This is a genomic window from Segatella copri, from assembly GCF_019249655.2.
Classification (GTDB): Bacteria; Bacteroidota; Bacteroidia; order Bacteroidales; family Bacteroidaceae; genus Prevotella.
The window spans coordinates 3838960-3861839 of the sequence record NZ_CP137557.1 but is presented as its reverse complement, the minus strand read 5'-3'; the positions used below and the strand labels follow the sequence as shown (position 1 = coordinate 3861839).

Sequence of the window (22880 nt, the reverse complement as noted above, 5' to 3'; positions counted from 1 at the left end):
GTGCTAAGCAGCTATACGCTGTAAGCACGAGAGATCTTTGAAAATCTTGCTAATTAAAGTTCGGTTCGGGGTGTACCCGCTTGCTTTAAAAATTCGTTTCACCAGATAAATATTGGTCATCAGTGACTTGAATGAAGACATAGAATATTCCATTCCCATCTCCTTCATAGTTACCTTGGCAACATTTAGTGATGTGAACGAAGCATTGAAAGCAAAATCGAGTTTCCACTTATCGCGAGCCTGGCAGTCCATAAGACCAGTATAGCCTTTGGCGTCACGAAAGCAAAATTCGATCTGGAACCTGGTTCTATAATAAAGAAGTACTTCTTCACCCGAAAGTGAGGTGTCTGTAGAGAAGAATAGTTTCTTCTTGCCATTCGGCATCTGCCAGATGACAAGTCTAACTTTACACCTGAGTGCCTTGGAATAGGCTATCAAAGTATAAGCTGTTCCTTCTATATCTTTCATCTCCATCTTCTCCATTCGAGTGAGGTCAAGATTCTTCATATCAATCTTGCCATCCTTGGTCTTGGGGCGACCACGTTTTCCAGTACGTGGACCAGCATAGACATAAAAGAGACAAGCATTGTCACGAAAGCGGCTTATCAAAGAGAACCCTTCTTTCTTTATCCCATTAACAAATGTACTTGTAGAGAAGTAAGCATCTGCAACTATGAGGGTTGAGAGTTTAAGAAGTTCCTTGCGGTAACGCTTAATGACGCTGATATAGAAATCTACCATAGTCTTGTTTCTAAGACTCAGTTCTTTATTACTTAGCGACTGGTGTGCTTTTAACATCATGCAGTCTTTGGCATCAATATCAATGAGGCCAATACCCATGATTTCGAGACCATGTTTAACAGACTGTGCACATCCCGACCAAAAACGACCGATATGTGGAGTCTTCTTGCCAGCTTTGCTGATGTAGCTGGGATCAATGGCAATAGCCCATCTTCCCTGTTTACCAAAGAAGCGCTTGGCAAGTGAGACATTAAGTTTGAGCCAGTCAATGCTTTTCGACTTTTTTAAGCCGAATGCGTTGCGATAGGTTTGCTCAACATGCGAGCCATACCTCCCCATTTGGGTGAAATTTATCTTTCTTGGTATTACCATGAACAAAATTATCACCTCGATGAGTATTTTCTCGAAACTTTTTGTTAACTTTGCAGCCGAATCTTCAACTGCATCTTTAAAGATATCCATATATTGGTCAAGTCCTGTATTCATATAATTTTGCGTTTGTCGTGATTTGCAAAGTTACTGAAAATCAGCGACTTGACCAACTTTCTATAGTTAAGTTTTCATAAGCATTTCTTAATATAAGTTATTGATTTACAGACGATTAAATATTAATTTAACGCAGTATTGTTTTATATGTTTCATTATTAAGTCAAACCGAGTATAATCCAAGACAACTGGTTCATGCTCTTGTACGCAATACCAACAATTATAGTTACATTCGAATGTAGGAAGGATTGTCGTTTTGAATTCTAAGGCATGGACAAAGCTATCCCTTTCCTTTTTCAAGATAGCTCTTTCGTCAAAATCGTCTTCAACTATAAATTTTGAAGTAGCCAATCTTTGTAATATTTTAGGGTGAGTACTTGCATAATTATCAGGATTATTTGTTAATTCCATCATTGAAGCTAAGGCTTCTTCCTCTAAAATAAGAAATTCCTTGTTAAATCCATTGAAGATTACAAAATGCACGTTATCATCTAATGGAACAATATATAAAAAATCATTTGATCTCATAAACTATAGTATTGAATTACACACATTCAAGCTGGATACCGTACCTAGGAGACAGAGTACTTATCCAGCTTGATAGTTCCAGATACTTTTTCTATTAACAAATGTTCATCTTCTATATGACTTCAAAAAATCAGAAGCAAATAGCACATTTATCACATTTGTTGCACTTGTCTGTGTTGTTACCAGGTTTTGTTAGCGGTTCATTATTATCAATACCACCGCCTAGCAATACCATCAACTCTTCTTCATTCAAGACAGAAGAGTTCTTCAAATTGAAAGTTTGTAAATTCATAATAATACAATTTATGCCTACTTAAATAAACGCTTCAGCAATCGTTCCTTTACACAGTAAGGTCTGCAAATAATATCGTCGACTTTATTATTTTTCTTACTTTAATGACTATCCCCAAATGGTGTCATCACCATCAGGTTCTTCGTCATCTGGGTTATAGTGCCAATTTCCTAAAGAATCTAACCACCAATACCCACCGCCTACAATTAGGCTTAAGTCTAAATCTTTCAATATATCCATACAATTTTAATTTGATTAATTTTCTAGTTGCAAAATTACGTCAAATTGCTCAAACCACCAAACTTTTTACATCATTTCCCACATAATATTTACCCCCTAAATTTTCATATAAAAATGATGTTAGAAAGTACGCTACTTTGAAAAAATATTTGTATTTTTGCACTTTTGAAGTAAAATAAGTAAAAATACAAAGCATGAAAAAGTATTATTGTATAACGATTTTAGCACTTTTAGTTGTTACATTGTTACAAGGATATAATGTATCTTTGCAATACAAGGAATATATCTATAAGGAAATAGATAAGATTAATTCTGCACTAAAAGTTTCTGTTGATGAAGAATATGCTATCCGAGCACATCAAAATTACAATCCACATAAAGATGGAAAACAACGACTCTACACAAAAATAATGACGGACGAAGACTTTCTCAAGGCGAAGCCCGAGAAAGAAGATGTCATTCGCTTTGACGAAATAAACATTCAAGACCTAAGAGATAAAGGTATTGCAGAGACAGAAGCTGAAGCTATGGGATTATTGACAAAAGATAGACTTACTGCCAAGGGTAATCCCATTAATTTAGCCAAACTCTCCCGAATATTCAAGAAAAATCTAAATGAGGGCTTTACCTATACCTTATTAATATCAATACTCTGTTAATTCTTATGTAATCGATTGAAAATGAGAGAGTTAATTAACGTAATATAACTAATAAAATTTGGTTAAGTGGCTGATTATCAGTAACTTTATAGTTCTCTAAGCTCAAAGTTATATGACATCAGAACCACTCAACCAATATACGGAAATATGCAGAGATGCTATCAAAAGTTCATCTGCAAAGTTAAGCAAAACTTTCGAGAGTCTACTCTTGGAAATACTTTTATTGTACATGACGATACAAAGAAAGATAAATTTCACTCAAATGGAGCGTTACGGCACCCATTGTGAGCAGACCTACAGAACGAACTTCAACCGTGGTCGTGCTAAATGCATAGACTGGGTGAAGTTCAACCTTGCCCTATGCCGACGTTACTTGAATATGGATGGTCTATTGGCTATAGCCATCGATCCGAGCTACATCAGCAAGTCGGGTAAGAAGACTCCGCATATCGGTACTTTCTGGTCCGGTTGTGCAAGTTCCATGAAGCATGGGCTTGAAATCATGGGGCTTGCACTTGTCGATGTCCATGCCAACAGTTGCATGATGCTGCGCGCCCATCAGACTCCATCTACTGGAGAATTGAAAATGCGTAACATGACTCTCGTGCAACATTACATAGCGGTCATCAAGCGTTATAAGAAGGATTTGTTGAAGGTCACCGATATTGTTGTCGCTGACGCTTTCTTCTCTATCCGTCCGTTTGTGGACGGAATCAAAGAGTGCGGTTTCCATCTTGTCAGCCGCTTCAGGGATACTGCGAGCCTATATTATGTGTATACGGGACCTCGTTCCAATAAGCCTGGACGTCCCAAGACACTTGACGGAAAAATCAACTACAAGAAACTTGACCTCACACGTATGGCAGAGTTGCATATTGAAGGACTTGAAGGCACAGCCTACACACTCATAGCCTATTCAAAGGCATTGAAGCAGAAAGTGCGCCTTGTCATTTGGGTTATGCCGAACGGAAAACACAAGCTTTTCTTCTCAACAAAGACATCCATGTCGGGTGAGGAAGTGTTGCGCACATACCGCTCAAGATTCCAAATAGAGTTTTGTTTTCGCGATGCAAAGCAATATACTGGTCTTACGCATTGCCAAGCAAGACACAAGAACCAGTTGGACTTTTCCTATAATGCATCATTCGCATCACAGAATGTTGCGAAAGTGATGATGAAGGAAAATGAATTGCCGTATTCCATGGCTTCTTTCAAGGAGATTATGGCAAGCACATACATCGCTAAATTAATTTTCAACAAGTGTCGGAGAATACCGAACCGAAAGTTAATTAGTCATACTATCAAAGAACTCTTTGGCTGGCAACGTAAAGCTGCTTAGCCATTATCTCAAATTTTAACGAACTATTGTAATATTAGATGAGAATAAAAAAGCCATTAAGAGTTATGGGCAAACAAAGGACATTGAGACTTGGCAGGCTAGCAAGCCTATCGCCATCGGGCTCAAACCTATCCGTTTCGTACAGGCAAAGGTAGATATAACTCCATCTTCTTTCATCATAAATTCTATAGAGACTCTAATCTCTACCATAATGCTAGCTCTTATCATCGTCTTCTGCGTAGGATACCAGATGACTGCCATCAGATACAAGGAAGACCTTCTGAGGAATCGTGAGGTAAGCCTTCATGGAACTGTACACGACTTGAAAGCACCATTGGCAAGCATCTTGCTAAAGTTGGGATTCATCAAAGACTGTATCAAGGATGCTGACTTGCAGGAGATGATTACTTCTTCTGAAAGACAAATCAAGAATCTTGCCAATACCATCAAGACAATACTTATCACCTCTAAGGCTAGTGAAAGCAAGTTGGTTATCAACAAAGAACAAATTGACATCATCGAGCTGACGAAACAAGCGCAAGAACAAATAGATATCAACTATGCCAGCAAGCCACATGCCATCGGAATCCACGACCATCGTGAAGAGAAAGCACTGGTGTATGCAGATAAGTATCTGATAGAAAATGTGATGCACAATCTGATGGAGAATGCCGTTAAATACTCAGACAAGGAGGCAAATGTTGAAGTCAACATCAAACAGGATGAACATTTCACCATCATCAGCGTGTCTGACCATGGCGTAGGCATCGACAAAAAATATCAGAAGAAGATATTCGAGCAGTTCTATCGCATACCAGCCACACACCATAAGAGCGGATATGGCATAGGCCTTGCCATGGTAAAATATGCCGTTAAGGCACATGGCGGAACCATCAAGGTGGTGAGCGAACTAGGCAAGGGCAGCACCTTTACATTTACATTGCCGCTCAACTAAAAGCAACAAATCGTAATGGGCAAGGAACAAGAAACAAGATAAAACATTATAAAATAAGAAATATGGAAAAGATAAAAGTACTATTGGTCGATGATGACCTGGATTTCGGCAACACAGCAGTCTTGCTACTTAAAAAAGCAGGCTATGAGGTCTATTTTCAAAACACGCTGTTTGGAGTAGAAAGCCTTATCATGAAGCTGTCTCCCAACCTCATCATCCTCGATGTGATGATAGGAGAAGAGAACAGTCTGGAAAGAATCAACGACATCCGTCTTGCCGCAGAAGACATCCCTATCATGTGTGTATCTTCGTTACATGATCCAGAACTCAAAACCGAAGCCGCCAATAATGGCGCGATGATTTACATCGAGAAGCCTTTCGACAGCCGTGAGTTCCTGGGATGGGTAAACCGCTATGCCAAGCCTAAAGACTTCAGCAATTCTCGTATGATAAACATGGGTGCCTACACCGTAGATACAGAGAGCCATGTGCTCAGCTTCCGTGGCTGCAGCGAGAAGACGCTGGGCAATACCGAGTTTGCTACACTCAAGCTATTATGGATCAATAAGGGCGAAGTCGTGCCACGCCAAGACCTCAAGGATACAGTTTGGAGAGGTGTACACTGTAGCGAAGAAAGTCTGAATAATGTGATGTACAACTTGCGACGATATTTCGCCAAGGATGCCTCCATCCACCTGGAGACATTGCGCGGAGAAGGATTCAAGATGTGGATGGATGACTAGTTTTATGGCTCCTAAGTCTATGAGTTCCAAGAAGAAAAACATAGAGTTAAAAAGCAAAGAAAAAAACAACACGGACAAATTCAATTTGTCCGTGTTCCTAATTTAACTTAATTATTTTAACTTTTATTCGTTCATACACTACACAGATGCAAGTTAGTACCATTGCCTGGCAAGAAGTAGCATAAGCCTTGTTTTAATCTTTCAAACACCCTCTAGGAACTACTTTTTTTCGATATTTCCTCAGTTGGCCGATTTTCATTTCCTCAGTTGGCCGGATTCCATTTCCTCAGTTGGCTGGACTCATTTTAATTAACAGGCTTTGATTGCCTGAAAGCAGAAGGCGTTACCCCTCTCATCTTCTTGAAGAACTTGGTGAGATGTGCCTGAGATGAAAAGCCGAAGGTGTTGGCTATCTCCTGCACCGTATGCGTGGTGGTAGAAAGCTCGCGCTCTATCTCCTTCACGATGTATTCATCGATAATCGCCTTCGGCGTCTTGCCGGAGATACGGCGGGTAACCTGCGCCAGATAGCGGCCACTCACATTCAGCTGGTCGGCATAGAAATGCACATCGCTATAGGTGCGGCAGAAGTTATTCACCTGCGAGATAAACTGGTTGTAAAGTTCGGAACTCCTGCCCTGCAGATTGCTCTCCCTAACCAGTTCTATATTAATGAAATCCTGCGCCATCGCCAACGCCTCCTCCATCTTCTTGCCCTGGTTCAGATAGATGGCAAGGGCAGAAGAGAAGCGGTTGATGAGACCATGCGAATTGGCATTATCAAGGCGATAGATCCGGAGTCCCTGCTTTTCGGCAAGCTCCAGAAGTCGGGAGTTCTGAAGAATGATGTCACTCTCCTTCTTTCTCGCCACAACTACCGAGCAGAGCGGCAGCAGGCGATATTTGATCTGGCTCACCACATCCTCGGTCATCAGCGCATCACCCTGGCTCGACCAGATGGAAGGAGCATAGATGATGTGTTCGGGACGATACTTGGTCAGGGCATCGATGAGCACATTCAGCGTCTCTACCTTGCGTATCATTCCCACCTTCACGATGTTGGGCTGCATATCGTTCATGATTGCCTCTATCTGTCCGGAAACAATCTCGGCTGGAATATCGAAGAACTCCTGGATACCCAGGGTATTCTGCACGGTGATGCTGGTTATCGCCGAAACGGCATAACCTCCCAATTCGAATATCGTCTTGATATCCGCCTGCACACCAGAGCCACCGGTGCTGTCGGAACCGGTAATCGTTAATATTGGCAACATTTCGTTTGAACTTGAATGAATCTTTCTATCTCTTCATATATTCCGAAGGCGACATGCCGAACAACTTGGAGAAGCACTTCGAGAAGTAGCTGCTGTTAGAGAAGCCCACGGTGTACATCACCTCGGAAACGCTGAACTTGCCAGCCTTCAGCAGTTTAGCAGCCTTGCGCAATCGCATGTCACGAATCAGTTCTACAGGTGTCTGACCCGTAAGCATCTTCACCTTGCGATAGAGCTGCTTGTTACCCATGCCCATCTTCTCCTGAAGCATTGTTACGTTGAAGTTGGAATCTATCATGTTTTCATCTATCGCCTCCTTAATCTGATCAAGCAGGCGCTGATCCATTTCATCCAACTCTTCAACTTCCGGCTGCGGTCCATTAACCATCTGAACAACCATGGCACCCGGAGCATCATCCGACGAAACATCCACATCGAGCGTAGAACTTACCACATGGGATACCTCTTCGAAAGAACGATGCTCCACTGCCGTCTTCAGGTCGTCGGCAAGGTTGGCATAGAACTCCATACGCGCCTTTACCTGCTCCAGGATCTCAGCCTTCTGCTTCTCAGCCTCCTGCAACTGCTTCTTCACGAAATGAGAGTTGATGATCCAGGCGAGGAAGACAATCAGCAGGGTAAGATAGAACAGCTTGCACCAGATGGTGAGATACCAAGGTGGAAGCACGGAGATATCGAGCGTATAAACCTCGTCGCCGATATTGCCCTCGCCATCCAGCACATGAACGGACAGATGGTAATCGCCATACGACAAGCCATTGTATGAAATATCGAGATTGCCCTTGTCCAGATAGTGCCACTCGTGGTCGCTGCCCTCCAGGCGATAAGCATAGACGGCTGTAGGATGGTCGGCAAAAGGAAGGTCGGAGAGCTGAAGGGTGAAACTGTTCTCATCGCTCTTCAACACCAAGGTCTTCAAACCAACAGGCGATACGCCCGGCGTACCCTTGATGCTCTCGTCGAGCAACGCCTCCTGGGTCTGTCGGCCATTCACCACAATGCCAGCCAGCAGCAGCTGCGCCTTATCGTTCTTCGGCATGTCGAGGTCGGCACGGATAGAGACGAAGCCATCGTTGCCACCCATCACCACCTCGTGGTTCAGCTTGGAATAATAGATATTGTTAGGAGTAACCATCGGGATGATGAAGCGGAAGCTGTTACCCTTAGGATCCAGCACGCAACATGCGTTTCCGGCAGCCACCCAGATGTTTCCTTCCACATCACACATGGAAACCACCTTGTCGCCAATCTTCCATTCCTTGCTATCCACCTCCTTGCCCTTCATAGGCAGGTTCACCATGTAGCACTTGACGCTGGCGTTATATCCTACCCACACGTTGCCGTTGCCGGAAGCCATGAGATAGTTGATGGCGTCGTTGCCTCCGATATGGGCCACGCGCATGGTGTAAGGGTCGATGCGGTCGAGATGGTCATGGGAAGAAGCCCAGATCATTCCCTTGCCATCGAGCACCATCTGTCCGACATGCAAGCCCGAGAGGGCATTCTGTCCCTTGTCGGAAAAATGATAGTCTGCCACGCAGGTAGCCGTGCCCGAAGCTGCATGGGCGATGGCTGCCACCAGGCGCTGCTTCTCCATCACGAAGATGCCGCCCTGATAGGACGCCATCCAGATTCTGCCCTTTCTATCCTGAAGGATATCGTAGGCCCAGGCGGTGGAATACTTGCCGGTCTTATCATAGACGATGAAATTGAGCAACTGTCTGGTCGCCCTATCATAAAGGTTGATGCCGTGGTCTGTGCAGACCCACACATCACCATCCTGATCTTCATAAATCTTGCGCACACGGTTGTGGGCTAAAGGAGCCGCAGGATTGTTCTGCTTATACCATACCACATTCTGATAATCAGATACGGCACCCTGGGCACGCACGCCCTCGGTATAATGAATCAAGCCATTGGTACCACCCATCCACCATTCGCCATTACGGGTCTGGAGGATGGCATGCAGGAAGCTTCCCTCGCCGGAGAAGGTAATCTTATCGAGCGATGTGAAGCGATAGTAGGTATGGGTAGAGAGACGTGATAGTCCGTTGTCGGTACCAATCCACACATTCTGCCATTTATCTACATAGCAAGCCCATACGATGTTGTTGGGGATGGTAGCCTCATTGCGGGAGTCGTGAACGAAATGCTCCAGACTATTGTTCATCGCCATGCGATAGAGACCATTGTCGGTACCGATATAGAGGTTTCCATCCTGGTCTTCATCAATACATTTCACGGAGTTTCCGTTCAGTGCTTCTATCTTCGAAAAATTCTGCAGGCTGCGGTCGGCGCAATAAAGAGCGCCCTCGGTACCTATCCAATAGCAATGGCGGATGGCATCGTAAGCCAGGGCATTGACCAAAGGCTGTGCGCCCGGGGTAAGAAGGATGGGACGGTTGTTGAGACGGAGTCCGGAGAGTGAACCTACGAGAAGTCCCTTCTGGGTATGCAAGATGGCATACACATCCGGAGCGAAGGCTTTCTTTTTGTCCTTCATATCGATTACGCGCAGTTCCTTCAGTGCCTTTTTCTTGCTTTCATCTCCATAAGCCTCTGCATCAGGGGTAGAAACATAGGTTTCCTTCTTGGCATCAAACTGCAGGATGCCATTGCCCGTAGCCATATAGAGCATGCTGCCCTCGAAACCGAGTGCATTGATGCGTACATGATTAAAGGTGTGGGGAGCAAAATGGCGATAGTCATGATAGCCGTCATAACTGTAGAGTCCGTTATCGGTTCCAAGCCAGATGATGCCATTGGCATCCTGAGTAATCGCACTAACCGTCTGAGCACCATCAAGGGTGGTGTTGACGAATCTTTGCGCATGAAGCGCTAAGGTTACGAAGAGCATAGCTATCGCCATACCCATTCGGTTTATAGTTGTAGTTATCTTGTTCATGGCTGCAAAATTACACATTATTCATGATAATGCCAAATATTATTAGAGAAAAATAACAATAGGATAGGGAGAAATTGTTGCTACCATTAGAAGAAATCTCCGTTCAATACTTTTGAACGTATGTTCAAAGCTTTTGAATACACATTCAAAGCTTTTGAACACACATTCAACGTCGCTGAACGAAGAATTCCCCTAGGAGCAAGAACTTCTACTCCTAGGGGAATCTATATTTATCATTAGTAAGTTTGCTTTATATTGCCTGAAGCGTCAATGTCTTCTCGATGTTGCGCTTGCCATCCTTCACGGTGAGGATGATGTCGCCCTTCTGCGCCTTGCTCTGTACAAGAATCACGAGCTTGCCGGAGAAGAGACGCATGTGTGGCTGGGTGAATGGTTCGAGCGATGTGGCATCGCCATTGCAGGCTGCCTTGAAGGTTCCGGCACCTGTTACCTCGAAGGTCAGCTCATCATCGGCGAGCGGGCACTCGTTGCCATCCTTATCCAGAAGGCTCACGGTGACGAAGGCAAGGTCTTTGCCATCGGCATTCAGCAGCACGTTGTGCTCGTCGGTGCAGCCTTCTACCATGCAGGCGATAGGCTCATGATCTGGAGTTTCCACACTGAACTTCATCTGCGCTGGTTCACCGGCTGTACGCTTCACGTCCTCGCCTACCTTGTCGCCATACTGGTTGTAAGTAACCACACGAATCTCGCCCGGTTCATATTTCACGTTGTTCCAGCGGAGGCGATAGCGGTCCAGACGGCTTGACTTGTCCTTGCGCACCCTGCCCTGGCTCTTGCCGTTTACGAAAAGCTCGCCTTCCACACCATCGGTGTAGCAATATACAGGGGTAACCTGTCCTTCTCTACCCTTCCAGTTCCAGTGAGGAAGAAGATGGGTGGTGTGCTGATGCTCGTTCCAGCGGGCACGATACATATAATACCGATCCTTTGGAAGTCCGGCAAGGTCGCAGATACCGAAGTAGCTGCTGCGGCTTGGCCAGTAGGTATCGTATGGAGTCGGCTCGCCCAGATAGTCATAGCCCGTCCACACGAACTCTCCGATTACCCAACTGTAGTCATCCTGCATCTTCCAGTCATCATCCGGAAGATTACTCCAGGAGCAATACTCCGTATCATAGCTGGAGCACTGACCGTCGGCGTATGGGTTGTTGTTGCTGGCACGCACCTCAACCGGGAACTTATACACGCCACGGGAGCTGACGGTAGATGCTGTCTCTGAACCCAGGAGGAATCCCTGAGGCAACTGCTCGATATTCTTATAATATTTATGTACGCGATAGTTGAAGCCCGGAACGTCCATCACCTGAGCAAATCCACTCTTCAGGGCAGCCTCAGCCTTATCCATACCCTGGGTAACAGGGCGGGAAGGATCATACTGATGACAGATATCCTGCAGATGCTTGGCAATCTCCTTACCCTCCTTACTCCACTGCTCAGGAATCTCGTTGCCGATGCTCCACATGATGATGCTAGGATGGTTGCGATGGTGCTTCACAAGATTGGTGATATCCCTGTCACTCCATTCCTTGAAGAACTTGGCGTAGCCATTCTTGCACTTAGGAAAAATCCACATATCGAAGCTCTCAGCCATTACCATCATACCGAGTGAGTCGCAGATCTCCATCTGCATGGTAGAAGGCATGTTGTGGGCTGTACGGATAGCATCGCAGCCCATCTCCTTCATCGTCTTGATCTGGCGGATGAGTGCCGCCTTGTTTTCAGCAGCTCCCAACGGACCGAGGTCGTGGTGCAGGCAGACACCCTTGATCTTGCGGGTAATGCCATTGAGCTGGAAACCATTATTCTTGGATACCGAGATGGTGCGGATACCGGTCTTCAGCGTCTGGACATCAGCCACCTTCTTGCCTTCATATCGGGTTAACTTCACCTGATAGAGATAAGGAGATTCCGGCGACCAGAGCTGAGGATTCGCCACCTTCAAGGTAGTCTTGATTTCAGGGGTTGCACCCTTAATGGTCTGCTCGGCTACCTTGGTACCAGCCTCATCGAGCAAGGCGATGACCGTCTTGCCCGACTTACTAATCTTTCCTTCCAGCAAAGCGTTCACCTCTACTTCGGCTTCCTGCTTATCTGCCTTCAGGGTACGGACGAAGGTATCCCAGGTAGAGAAGTTCTCTTTGCCATAAAGTTCCACAGATACCGGACGGTAGAGACCGCCGCCTGGATACCATCTGCTGCTTTCCTCTACATTATTAAGATGTACTTCTATCAAATTGCTCTTGCCAAACTGGATGAAAGGAGTGATGTCGATGCGGAAGGCATTATAGCCGTAAGCCCACTTGCCAGCCTCCTTGCCATTGACGCTGACAATAGGCTGGCTCATGGCACCGTCGAAGACGAGTACGGCACGTTTATAGCCCTTAGGAGCCGTCCACTTCATCTGATACATGCCCTCGCCTATCCAAGGCAGCGCACCCGAACGGCCCGACTTCTCAGTCTTTTCCTTTTCGCCATTCTGCTCGATGGCTACCATCTGCAAGTCCCATTTCTTATCGAAAGGTCCCGAAATAGCCCAATCGTGAGGCACGGAGACCTGAGACCACGATTTGCCATCGCGGGAGAAATCCCACGACGGCAAATTTATTACTTTTCGGCTCTGCGCCTGGCACACGGAAGAGAGCGCCAGGGCAAGAGTCATGAAAGCTATGCTTCTCTTAATCATATATATTATTTCTATAGTTTGTTCAATATTCTATTTTCAGTTTCGCTTCTTACCACTCCCGAAAGAAAAGAAGAAAGCGAACTTGCCCGATTACTTGAAGGCATCGAGAGCTGCGGTTGGCTTACCGCTGTTGTCGAAGGCTCCCTTGTCGTAACCATTCCACTTGCCATAGCACTCAGGCTCCCAGTAGAACACGCCCTCGCAGGTAGAGATAGCCTTGCAGCCATCCACCATCTTCTTGAGGAATGGAGCGGCATTTTCTGAATCCCAGACCATACCAATCTCTGAGATGATGACATCGCAGTTGTATTTACCGGAAAGGGTCTTGATGTTGCTGAGACAAGCATCAGATACTTGCTCCCAGGTCTGGTCGGTAATCCAGTCAGGATAGAGCGACATGCCGATGACATCCCACTTGGCGCCCTTCTGCTTCAGACCATCAAACATCCAGGTATACTGGCCCAGATTGTTTCCCTTGTCAAGGTGCACAATCACCTTTGCCTCCGGATAAACAGCCTTGACGGCATCATAACCGGCATTGATGTAAGCGGCAAAGTTAGCCATGTTCTTAGAGGCACGGCCTGTTACCTTCAGGGCAGCATCGCCCTCCGCATCATTCCAGAGCATGCCGTCGGTGGTTTCGTTACCCACCTGCACCCACTCTACGTTGACGCCTCTTTCCTTCAAGGCTTTCAATACATCCTTGGTATGATCGGCAACCGCCTGCTTCATCTGATTGAAGTCATAGTTCTTCCAGGCAGCAGGAACGCCCTGCTTGGAAGGGTCTGCCCAAGTATCAGAGTAGTGGAAGTCAATCATCAGGCGCATACCGAGCTGCTGAGCTCGCCATGCCTTCGCCACCACATCATTCTTTCCGTTCCATCCACCATCAGGGTTTACCCATACACGAAGACGGATGGAGTTCATGCCGAGGTCACGGAGAAGCGCCATGCACTCGGTTGCCTTACCATTGGCGTTATAGAATTTCTTTCCGTTCTGCTCCATCTCGGTGAGCCAACTAACATCGGCTCCCTTGGCGAAGCCGCTCATATCGTATGTCTTCTCCTTTTCGGGAGTAGCATTATCTTCATTGCTGCAACTTGTGCCCGTGATAGAGAACAAAAGTGCTGAAGCCAGCAATATGGCTTTTCCTAAAATATTCTTCATTGTTCTTTGGGTTTATAGCTATCTTTACATTATTCTAAATAACGCTTTTACGTATCAGATATTGCAAAGATAGCTGAATTATTTATTCATATTTCCATGTCATGGCGTTGATGTCGGCAGTAACAGTAACCTCGCCGCCAGTTACATCGTCCTTGAACCAAATGTTCCAACAATCACTAGCTGTAGACAATTTAAAGAGATCGCTTGGATCTGAACCATACCAGGTCTGCTTGTCGTCCTTGTTCTCACCTACGTAGATGAATCGGAAGTTCTCCCAAGCAGTTGGTTTGTACTTACAGGTATAAACGCCATCACTCACCTTGTTCATCACGGCAAGAAGGGTGTTACCGTCCGTGCTGAACATACAGAGGGTATTGCTAGCCTCTGGTTCTGGAGCAGTCTGATTACCAGCTTCAATAGAGTAAGTCAGTTCGCTGTGCTCGCCTACCTTTACGGTGATGGTATAAGTACCCGCCTTGGCTATGTTCACGCTGCCAGCAGTTGCGGCATCAGTCATCTTGCCATCAGCCAGCGTATAGTTCATGGTCTTGACTACGGCTGCAGCATCGTCTGTAGCTGTAGCCTTGCTGTACTCTGCACCCGTAGCTACTATATTAATAGGTGTATTATCAGCTGTGGTTGTAATCACCTTCACCCAAGCATAGTTAGGAGCATCGTAGGTCATTTCCTCACCATTCAACTGCATCGCCTTGATGTAGGTTGGCTTGAATTCCTTAGCCTTTGTATCTACCACTGTATAATAAATACCTGTCTGACCAGGGAACCAGAAGTTCCATGCAGACTCCGTATTATCCATTTCATACACATGGCCATCCTGTCCTACATTACCCCAAATGGTTCCATCATTCTCCTTACCCCAGATGTGGAACCAAGAAGAAGCAGTCATATAGCCGGCATAAACTCCATCAGAATGAGGAGAATAGAGTTTGGTAAGAACTTGATCCTTATTCTCATTCAGGATATTGATGTAACTCATATCAATAAGGTATGGAGTAACCTTTACCTGGCAGACATTACTGTAAGCGGCATCAAGATTGGCACCTTTCTGACTCTTGATACGGAAATAGAGAGGCGAACTCTGTCCTGCAGTCAGACCGAGATCCTTGGCAGCTGCATTGAGATCCGCACCAGTGAAAGCCTTGGAGAGATCGGTTACGGAATACTCCTTTACCGTAGCAAAGCTCTCTGAAGGAGATGCCTGCAGATAGGTTTTCAACACACCATTGCCCGCAGGTTTGGTCTCGTCGCTCGAAAGCAAGGTGGGATTCTGCCAGGCCATCGAAAGAACGATGTCCTTACTGTTGTCAACAGACAGCACCACATCGCTGACCGATGCCATCAGACTGGATGCCTTGAAGCCATCCAGATATATCTTGTCGCCACTCTCGTCGCAACTCACCAGAGCGGTGAGTGCGCAGAGAAGCATCATCAGGTTTCTAAATATCTTTTTCATTCTTTTATCCTATTAATAGTTGTCGTTATGAAGATTTGGATTGGCGGTAAGCTCGGTGTTAGGGATTGGATAGATGTTGTACTTGCTGTCAACAGCCTGTCCATCGTGGGTGCCACCCTTCCACTGCCAGATATACTTGCTAGTGGTAAACTCGCCGAAGCGAATCAGGTCGGTGCGGCGATAGCCCTCATGATAAAGCTCACGAGCTCGCTCATCGAGGATGAACTGGAGGAAGGCATCGTCATTGGCAAAATTGCTAGACCAAACATCAGAAGCACCTGCACGCTCGCGGAGGAGATTGATCCAATAGATGGCTCCCTGCTTTCGGGAAGCGATGACCTCAGGATCGGCAGCATCAGTCTTTCCTTCTGGCCATGGATCCCAACTTGCACCCTGGGTACGAGCCACGCACTCAGCATACATCAGATAAACATCTGCCAAGCGGAAAAGAGGGAAATCGGTTTCCACACCATCATTGGCTGTATTGGATGCTATGGTTCCATCATCCTTCAGGTTGCTCCATTTCTCTGAGAGATAACCGGTGGCTTCATCGGTCATGCTGGTTACATCCTTGCTCTGCCCGTTGGTAAAGAACTTGCAGCGCTTGTCGCCATTGCCATCGATATCGGTCTGGGTAAACTTATCCACGAACTCCGGACGGAGGCGGAACTCACTCCAGCCATTGGTAACACCGAAGTCGGCAACATTCTGATTGGCATTCGACATACTCAACTGTCCGCAAACCAAATAAGTAGATGAACCCCAGCTTACGGTATGCTCTGCACTTACCGGCAAAGCAAAGATAATCTCGTTGGTACGCTTGTCATTATCGGCATTGAAGAGCTTGCTGTAATCAGACTCCAAAGAGTAGCCCATATTCATTACCTTCTCGCAGACCTCCTTACACTCGGCATACTTAGCTACGCCGGTATAAACCTCGCTGTTCAGATAAAGCTTGGCAAGCAAGGTATAGGCGGCACCCTGAGAAGCCTGGCCGTAAGGACAGGTGGATGCAGGAAGCATGTCGCCTACGCAATCCTTCAACTCGCTCTCGATGTAATCGAAAGTCTGCTGCGGAGTATAACGAGGAGGAATAAAGCTGCCTACAGGATCGTTCTCTGTCACCATCGGAATATTGCGATAGAGATCGAGGGCATGGAAGTAGAACATGGCGCGCATGAAGCGGACTTCTGCCTTATACTCCTTTATCTTCACCTCATCCTCGCCCGAGAAGCTGGTGCCATTGGCATTGCGGAGAAACTCGTTGCAGAGGGCGATGTTGTAATAGATGCGATAGTACATATCTGATACCCAGGCATCGTTGGCATCCCAAGAGAGATAGGTCAAGCCTGTGGTCTGTTCACCTGTCAACCAGGTAGAGGCAAATTCATCGGTACCACACTCCTGCATATTGATAAACATACGCATGTAGTCGAAACCACTACCGTTGTTCAACACGGATTCCATATCCTTGTTATCGCCACCCTTGCCCTGACCGCTGGTCACCATGGCAGCATAAATCTTACCCAGCACTGCCTCGTAATTGGCAAGTGAGGTATAAACATCCTTAGAGGTTGTCTCCGTCTGAGGATATTGGTCGAGGTCGGATACACAGCTGGTAGTGCTGCTCAGCACTGCTGTTCCCAACATCATACTATATAATATATTCTTAAGTTTCATTGTTATTTGTACTTTGAACGTTGAACTTTGAGCTTTATGATCAGAAAAGCCTCAATCTATTAACTATTAACTGTCAACTATTAACTAAAACTGAAGTCCAAGGCTTACTGAATAGGTGCGAGGACGTGGATAGAATGAGTTGTCCATTCCGTTTGGCACCTCAGGGTCTGTGCCTGAGTAACCGGTAATGGTGAATACATTCTGTACCATCGCAGATACGGTGAGTGAAGCCCACTTGTTGATCTTGCCTACATTGTAACTCAGGCTCAGGTTATCGAGTTTCAGGAATGAAGCATTCTCTACGTAGTAATCTGAGAGATACTGACGGGTCTTGAAGCCTGTCTTCAGGAAACTTGTATTGAGGTTGTTGAGCTGTGAGTTGTTGTAGCTCACGGTCTCCCAAGCACCAGTGCTCATGCCCATGCCATTATATACGTAGTTGTCGATGTTGGCACGGAAACTCATACCGAGAGTCAACTGCTTATATCTCAAAGATGTACTCAAGCCCATGATGTACTTAGGAGCAGGAGAATGATAACGGTAGAGGTCGGCATCATTGATTTCGCCATCGTTGTTCAAATCGGCATAAGCGCCCTCGATTGGCTTGCCTGTCTCTGGGTCGTAGAGCTGATGATATACGTAGAACATGTATGGCTCATATCCCTCTGAGAGTACCTGGAACTGGTAAGCATCGATAGATGGACCTACCTTCACGTTGGTCTGACTTCCACCCGGAGTCAAAGAAAGGTTCTTCACCTTCATATTCTGCCAGGTAAAGTTGTAGCTCAGGTTCCACTCCCAGTCCTTGGTCTTGATAGGAGTTGCATTCAGGGAAACCTCGATACCCTTGCTATCCACATTACCTACGTTGGTAAGGATTGTCTTCGAGAAGTTGGAACCTGCTGCTGTTGGTACAGATGCCAACAGGTCCTTGGTCTTACGGGTATAGAAATCGATGGCACCACCGATACGGCCATCCAGGAATCCGAAATCAAGACCGAAGTTCCAGGAGGTTGTTGTCTCCCATTTCAGGTTCTTTACGTATGCCTCAGGACGGTAAGTATTGATATACTGTCCGTTGATGAACGCTTCGGCACCTGTCACACTGTATGTATAAACCGGCAGATAGTTGTAGTTGCCGATGCCTTCCTGCTGACCGGTAACACCATAGCTGGCACGGAGCTTCAAGTTAGAAAGTACCTTCTGGTTCTTCAACCAAGGCTCTTCTGTCAAAGTCCAGCCCAAAGCAACAGATGGAAAAGTACCCCAGCGGGTATCCTTAGAGAAACGGGAAGATGCATCGCGACGAACTGTAGCAGTCAGGAGATACTTTCCATCGAAGGAATAGTTGACACGTCCGTAATATGACAACATTACATGACGGTAATCTGATGCCTTTACGGTTGACAGGTTTGTACCTGCTGCACTCTTGGTATAATAGAGTGGTGTAGTACTCTTCCAGTACTGGTAGTCGTAACCAGCTGTCAAATCAACATTACTCTTGATATTCTCGAAATACTTCGCATAGTTAGCATAAAGGGTAAGCAGACGGTTCTCATTCTTCTGAGGACCATACTTGTAATCGCTACCGCTCAGAGACTCATCCTTGTTGAATGACTGTGCAGCATAGACAGGAACATGAATGGTTCCGTCGCCCTTGGCATAGTCAGCACCCACGGTGGCATGAAGCTTGAGGTCTGGCAGGAAATGAACCTTATAATCCACATCCATCGAACCGATGAAGCGGCTCACCTTACTCTTTGAATCATAAAGATCTACCAAACCGCGTGGGTTTCTCACACCCGCATTCACAGGATAGCCATCAGCATCGAGTGCCTCATTATAGCCACCATATTTGTCGTTGCCGGAATAAACCGGGATGGTTGGGTTGAATGTTGCGGCAGCCCAAACGGCACCACCATTATTGAATGAGTTGTTATTGAGTGTACCCTTGGCGTTGATGGTCAACTTCAGGTGGTCCTGGAAGAAGCTAGGAGTCAACACCACGTTACCTGTCCAGCGCTCTACATTATCCTTGCGCACCAGACCGCTCTGGTTGTAATATCCGGCAGAAACACGGAAAGGCAAATACTTGCCGATGCTTCCGCTCAAGCTGAGGTTGTTATCAGTACCGAAAGCGGTGCGATAAACCTCATCGTTCCAATCGGTATTGGCATTGCCTAGCAATGACTTCTGGTTATCGGTACCAAACTGATTGATGACATTCACGAAATCATCATGGCTCAGCATATCCACCATCTGCGCACGGGTCTGCATACTGTTGGTAGTATTGAAGTTCACCTTCAAACCGCCCTGCTGTCCCTTCTTGGTGGTGATGATAATGACACCATTAGAGGCACGGGAACCATAGATGGCTGTAGAAGAAGCATCCTTCAACACGGTCATGCTTTCGATATCAGATGGGTTGATCATACTGAGGAAGTTGCTGCTGTTACCAGAGATACCACCCTGCTCCAATGGCACACCATCGAGCACGATAAGCGGGTCGTTGCTGGCATTCAGAGATGCACCACCACGCACACGGATGGTACTACCTGCAGAAGCAGAACCACTGTTGGACATAATCTGTACACCCGAAACCTTACCATTGATCAACTGCTCTGGAGAAGAAACGAGACCCTTGTTAAAGTCCTTTGCCTTCACCGTAGCCACGGAACCCGTCAGATCGCTCTTGCGTGCAGTACCATAACCGATGACCACGACATCGGCAAGCGCCTTGCTATCCGATTCGAGATTCACCTTCATATTATCAGATATAGCCACCACCTGGTCGATATATCCTATATAGGAGATTTTCACCTTCTTGGCTGAAGAAGGTACTTGAAGACTGAAGTTACCGTCAAAGTCGGTAACCGTACCACTCTTATCACCTTCCACCATGACAGTGGCGCCGATAAGAGCCTCACCATTCTGCGCATCTGTTACTACACCCTTGACGGTGCGGGTTTGAGCCAGGAGCTGCAAACATCCCATGAGCAACAATGCTACGAGAAGAAAACTTCTCTGTCTAAACTTTCTAAAGATTGCATTCATTTTGCTTAGCTGTTTATTAATCAGGTTCTTATTATGATTGAATGATTTGTTTCGTTGCTGGTAGCGATGGGAGTCGCTTGTGACAACGATTTGTTTCGGTTGCAAAAGTAGGAAATAGAATGCAAAGTGCTAGACAGATACTTGACAAATGAAAAGAAAAAACGGACAAGAAGACGGAATATATCCGCTTTTGTCCGTTTTGTTATATTATAATGGAAGAAATACCTTTACCACACCCGACTTGTAAGCATCGAGAATGCTTGCCAATGCTGGCAATGGCTGCTGATGACCATTGGTTACTACAGTTTCATCTGGAATATCGAAGTGGATGTCGCCATGGTTCAATCGACCAGCGCCATAATAACCTTCTACGATAGCTGGCACATCGGCTGCGTTATCAGCTGTATGTGCATACATCAAGCTTGAGTTGGTATCGAAGTTATTATAGGCAGTACCACCCACCAAAGTCTTCACGCTGGCAGGCACCAGATCAGAAGCCCTGGCTACCTCGTAGGCATCGAAGCTGGTATTGTTGGATGCATAGGTAACATAGCTGAAGCCGCTTGGCTTGTTGGCAAACACATTGCCATACGCCTTGATCATACCACCATTCTCGCTAGAGAAGGTTCCCTTTGAACCCTTGGCATCGGTGCCCTGCTGAGAGCTCATGATTGGACGCTTCACAGCATCAAAGTAGTTAGATTCCATAAAGATATTAGAACCCGTTGTGGCTCCTACGCCATATACATCACAATGCTGATAGTAGTTATTGTACATGTGAACGGTCATGGTACGTACACGGGCATGACGGGAATCGGAATGGTCAAACCAGTTGTGGTGATAGGTAATCCAGTTTTCACCAGTCTCGCTCTTCATGCCACACATAGAAGACTTACCGTTATCCCAGAAATGGTTGTAAGCCACGGTCACATACTTAGAGTTGCCCTTGATATCCACGGTACCATCTCCCTTTGCCTGGTCGGCAGCACTACCTTTTCTGCCATAGAACAAATCCAGGTGGTGAATCCAGATGTTTGAATTCTTTGTATCGAGCGACATTGCATCGTCGAGACAACGCATGATGGCGAAGTTACGGAACTCCACGCTCTTGGCATTTCTTACCAGGAAGCCGAAGCCATAGACGGTGGCATCATCACCCACGCCCTCGAAGGTCATGTTCATGGTAGAATAGCCAGCCTTACCCTTAATCTGCAAACCCTCGGCAGAACTTGAAATTCCATCCAGGTCAGCCAGGCTCACCTTGCCGATGATACGGAAAGCAATAGGAGTGGTATCATATCCCTTCTGGTAAGCATCGATGATTGCCTGCAAACCTTTCACGGTTTGCTTCTTGTTCTTGGCTCCGGTGATGACTTCTGTAGATACGGTCTTGGCTGTGCTTGCTGTGATATAGAGAATCTTGGCATCCGACTTCAATGTACCATCATTGTTGTAAGCACCAATTCCCTCGAAATTGAAATGAGCGAAGCCCTCACGGTTGTAGTTCTTTACCAAGAGATTGGAAACCGTATTGGCACCAGCCATCTCCTTACCGGCAGCATCCACAGGAACCACCTTTACAGAATAGGAACCCGCCTTCAAGCCGAGCACATCGGCACGGAAATAAGAAGCATACTGACGAATCAGTTGTGCATCAATTTTCTTGCCATCTACATATACATTGTAAGAAGAAGCTCCCTCGAAAGGAGCCCACTTCAGATAAACAGACTCCAGCCAGGCCTTTGCCTCCGTAATCTTCACAACGCCGGCAGGATTCTCCACGCCTCCGTTCTCACCCTGCTCCACTCGCTTGGCAAAGTTGATTTCTCTGACAGAAGCATCATACTCATCGTTATCGCTTCCATCCTTCGGAGCGATGATAGCCTTGTCGCCTTCAAACTTCACACTGGCCAAGTCGGCAGTATTGTAATATTTCACATCTCCCGCATTGGTGGTAACAAACATCTGGTTCACCTTGCTGTTACGAGCCACAGCATGATTCACCTTATCTGCATTTACCTGAGCCAACACGCTACCGGCACCTCCCAATAAGAGCGCCAAAGAGAATACCATTTTCTTCATTCTGAATTCCTCCTTCATTACTTTATGATTACTTTCTTACCATTCACGATATAAACGCCCTTAGACAATCCCTCAACGGAATTGCCCACCAACTGACCATTGAGGTTAAAAACCTTACCCTGCAATGCCTCCTTGAGCTGCTCCACCTGATGAATACCTGCGGATGTGCCATAAGTGAAAGAAAGCGATACGAGCGACATATCCATCGTATCAGAAGAGTTGTCAGCGTAGCTGAGCGTTACGTTGTCACCATCGAAGGTGATTTCTGTGATGGTCTTGTCGATCACCTGACCATCTACCTTTACGGTTTGCTTGTTGTCTGCATACACGGCGGCAGAGAGCATACAAGCCAATAGGAATAAGTACTTCTTCATTATCTAATATGTTTGTTAGATTACTTAATATTATAGATGATTGTTTTGTTTGCGATGCAAAGATAAACAAATATCTTATAGATTGCGACATACTATGACAACTTTTAAACGTAAACGTTATCATAAACATCAGACTGCATCATTTTTAAAATATTGGTA

Annotated in this window: 16 protein-coding genes; 4 read left to right on the top strand and 12 right to left on the bottom strand. The window is 46.0% G+C overall.

Features of this window, described 5'->3' with window-relative positions; all coding sequences use genetic code 11:
- Positions 1 to 3: 3 nt before the first annotated feature.
- The 3 genes from KUA49_RS15625 to KUA49_RS15615 form a co-directional block, all read right to left on the bottom strand.
- Positions 4 to 1227 carry a transposase gene (locus tag KUA49_RS15625; protein WP_153093847.1) on the bottom strand — a complete coding sequence of 408 codons (1224 nt, stop codon included), beginning with the start codon at positions 1225 to 1227 and terminating at the stop codon, positions 4 to 6.
- 105 nt (positions 1228 to 1332) lie between these two features.
- A complete protein-coding gene (locus KUA49_RS15620; RefSeq protein WP_218413637.1) occupies positions 1333 to 1755 on the bottom strand; it encodes a hypothetical protein in 423 nt (140 codons plus the stop codon).
- Positions 1756 to 2155: 400 nt separating this feature from the next.
- Positions 2156 to 2287 (bottom strand): hypothetical protein, encoded by a 132-nt coding sequence (locus tag KUA49_RS15615; protein WP_255415628.1) that lies wholly within the window; start codon positions 2285 to 2287, stop codon positions 2156 to 2158.
- Between the two features lie 194 nt (positions 2288 to 2481).
- Here KUA49_RS15615 and KUA49_RS15610 point away from each other — a divergent pair, with 194 nt between their 5' ends.
- The 4 genes from KUA49_RS15610 to KUA49_RS15595 all read left to right on the top strand — a co-directional run bounded on the left by KUA49_RS15610 (position 2482) and on the right by KUA49_RS15595 (position 5983).
- Positions 2482 to 2946 carry a hypothetical protein gene (locus tag KUA49_RS15610; RefSeq protein WP_218413638.1) on the top strand — a complete coding sequence of 155 codons (465 nt, stop codon included), beginning with the start codon at positions 2482 to 2484 and terminating at the stop codon, positions 2944 to 2946.
- 229 nt (positions 2947 to 3175) lie between these two features.
- On the top strand, positions 3176 to 4285 hold the full coding sequence (locus tag KUA49_RS15605; protein ID WP_237474194.1) for a transposase: 1110 nt from the start codon (positions 3176 to 3178) through the stop codon (positions 4283 to 4285).
- A gap of 211 nt (positions 4286 to 4496) precedes the next feature.
- Positions 4497 to 5240 carry a sensor histidine kinase gene (locus KUA49_RS15600; protein ID WP_218412134.1) on the top strand — a complete coding sequence of 248 codons (744 nt, stop codon included), beginning with the start codon at positions 4497 to 4499 and terminating at the stop codon, positions 5238 to 5240.
- Positions 5241 to 5302: 62 nt separating this feature from the next.
- Positions 5303 to 5983, top strand: a complete 681-nt coding sequence (locus KUA49_RS15595) for a response regulator transcription factor (protein ID WP_153072517.1) — start codon at positions 5303 to 5305, stop codon at positions 5981 to 5983.
- A gap of 305 nt (positions 5984 to 6288) precedes the next feature.
- Here the strand turns inward: KUA49_RS15595 and KUA49_RS15590 are convergent, their stop codons facing one another.
- From KUA49_RS15590 to KUA49_RS15550, 9 genes are all read right to left on the bottom strand, one after another.
- Positions 6289 to 7257: a hydroxymethylpyrimidine/phosphomethylpyrimidine kinase gene (locus KUA49_RS15590; protein WP_218412135.1), complete on the bottom strand. Its 969-nt coding sequence runs from the start codon at positions 7255 to 7257 to the stop codon at positions 6289 to 6291.
- 25 nt (positions 7258 to 7282) lie between these two features.
- Entirely contained in the window at positions 7283 to 10183 is a 2901-nt protein-coding gene (locus KUA49_RS15585; RefSeq protein ID WP_218412136.1) for a two-component regulator propeller domain-containing protein, read from the bottom strand.
- Positions 10184 to 10433: 250 nt separating this feature from the next.
- Complete coding sequence (locus KUA49_RS15580) at positions 10434 to 12890, bottom strand: glycoside hydrolase family 2 TIM barrel-domain containing protein (RefSeq protein ID WP_256624784.1); 2457 nt, start codon at positions 12888 to 12890, stop codon at positions 10434 to 10436.
- A gap of 90 nt (positions 12891 to 12980) precedes the next feature.
- Positions 12981 to 14057, bottom strand: a complete 1077-nt coding sequence (locus KUA49_RS15575; protein ID WP_218412137.1) for an arabinogalactan endo-beta-1,4-galactanase — start codon at positions 14055 to 14057, stop codon at positions 12981 to 12983.
- 82 nt (positions 14058 to 14139) lie between these two features.
- On the bottom strand, positions 14140 to 15531 hold the full coding sequence (locus KUA49_RS15570; RefSeq protein WP_218412138.1) for a DUF5114 domain-containing protein: 1392 nt from the start codon (positions 15529 to 15531) through the stop codon (positions 14140 to 14142).
- A gap of 12 nt (positions 15532 to 15543) precedes the next feature.
- Positions 15544 to 17211 carry a RagB/SusD family nutrient uptake outer membrane protein gene (locus KUA49_RS15565; protein ID WP_218412139.1) on the bottom strand — a complete coding sequence of 556 codons (1668 nt, stop codon included), beginning with the start codon at positions 17209 to 17211 and terminating at the stop codon, positions 15544 to 15546.
- Between the two features lie 84 nt (positions 17212 to 17295).
- Positions 17296 to 20265, bottom strand: coding sequence for a SusC/RagA family TonB-linked outer membrane protein (locus KUA49_RS15560; protein WP_218412140.1), 2970 nt, complete (start codon positions 20263 to 20265; stop codon positions 17296 to 17298).
- A 207-nt stretch (positions 20266 to 20472) separates the two neighbouring features.
- Complete coding sequence (locus tag KUA49_RS15555) at positions 20473 to 22365, bottom strand: polysaccharide lyase family 1 protein (protein WP_256624785.1); 1893 nt, start codon at positions 22363 to 22365, stop codon at positions 20473 to 20475.
- Positions 22365 to 22721, bottom strand: coding sequence for a subtilase (locus tag KUA49_RS15550; RefSeq protein WP_218412141.1), 357 nt, complete (start codon positions 22719 to 22721; stop codon positions 22365 to 22367). The genes KUA49_RS15555 and KUA49_RS15550 overlap by 1 nt, the downstream gene beginning before the upstream one ends.
- Positions 22722 to 22880 lie beyond the last annotated feature (159 nt).

Bases quoted from the DNA above. Each gene is read 5' to 3' on its own strand.
- KUA49_RS15625 (WP_153093847.1), bottom strand. From the start codon at position 1,227: ATGAATACAGGACTTGACCAATATATGGATATCTTTAAAGATGCAGTT.
- KUA49_RS15620 (WP_218413637.1), bottom strand. From the start codon at position 1,755: ATGAGATCAAATGATTTTTTATATATTGTTCCATTAGATGATAACGTG.
- KUA49_RS15615 (WP_255415628.1), bottom strand. From the start codon at position 2,287: ATGGATATATTGAAAGATTTAGACTTAAGCCTAATTGTAGGCGGTGGG.
- KUA49_RS15610 (WP_218413638.1), top strand. From the start codon at position 2,482: ATGAAAAAGTATTATTGTATAACGATTTTAGCACTTTTAGTTGTTACA.
- KUA49_RS15605 (WP_237474194.1), top strand. From the start codon at position 3,176: ATGACGATACAAAGAAAGATAAATTTCACTCAAATGGAGCGTTACGGC.
- KUA49_RS15600 (WP_218412134.1), top strand. From the start codon at position 4,497: ATGCTAGCTCTTATCATCGTCTTCTGCGTAGGATACCAGATGACTGCC.
- KUA49_RS15595 (WP_153072517.1), top strand. From the start codon at position 5,303: ATGGAAAAGATAAAAGTACTATTGGTCGATGATGACCTGGATTTCGGC.
- KUA49_RS15590 (WP_218412135.1), bottom strand. From the start codon at position 7,257: ATGTTGCCAATATTAACGATTACCGGTTCCGACAGCACCGGTGGCTCT.
- KUA49_RS15585 (WP_218412136.1), bottom strand. From the start codon at position 10,183: ATGAACAAGATAACTACAACTATAAACCGAATGGGTATGGCGATAGCT.
- KUA49_RS15580 (WP_256624784.1), bottom strand. From the start codon at position 12,890: ATGATTAAGAGAAGCATAGCTTTCATGACTCTTGCCCTGGCGCTCTCT.
- KUA49_RS15575 (WP_218412137.1), bottom strand. From the start codon at position 14,057: ATGAAGAATATTTTAGGAAAAGCCATATTGCTGGCTTCAGCACTTTTG.
- KUA49_RS15570 (WP_218412138.1), bottom strand. From the start codon at position 15,531: ATGAAAAAGATATTTAGAAACCTGATGATGCTTCTCTGCGCACTCACC.
- KUA49_RS15565 (WP_218412139.1), bottom strand. From the start codon at position 17,211: ATGAAACTTAAGAATATATTATATAGTATGATGTTGGGAACAGCAGTG.
- KUA49_RS15560 (WP_218412140.1), bottom strand. From the start codon at position 20,265: ATGAATGCAATCTTTAGAAAGTTTAGACAGAGAAGTTTTCTTCTCGTA.
- KUA49_RS15555 (WP_256624785.1), bottom strand. From the start codon at position 22,365: ATGAAGGAGGAATTCAGAATGAAGAAAATGGTATTCTCTTTGGCGCTC.
- KUA49_RS15550 (WP_218412141.1), bottom strand. From the start codon at position 22,721: ATGAAGAAGTACTTATTCCTATTGGCTTGTATGCTCTCTGCCGCCGTG.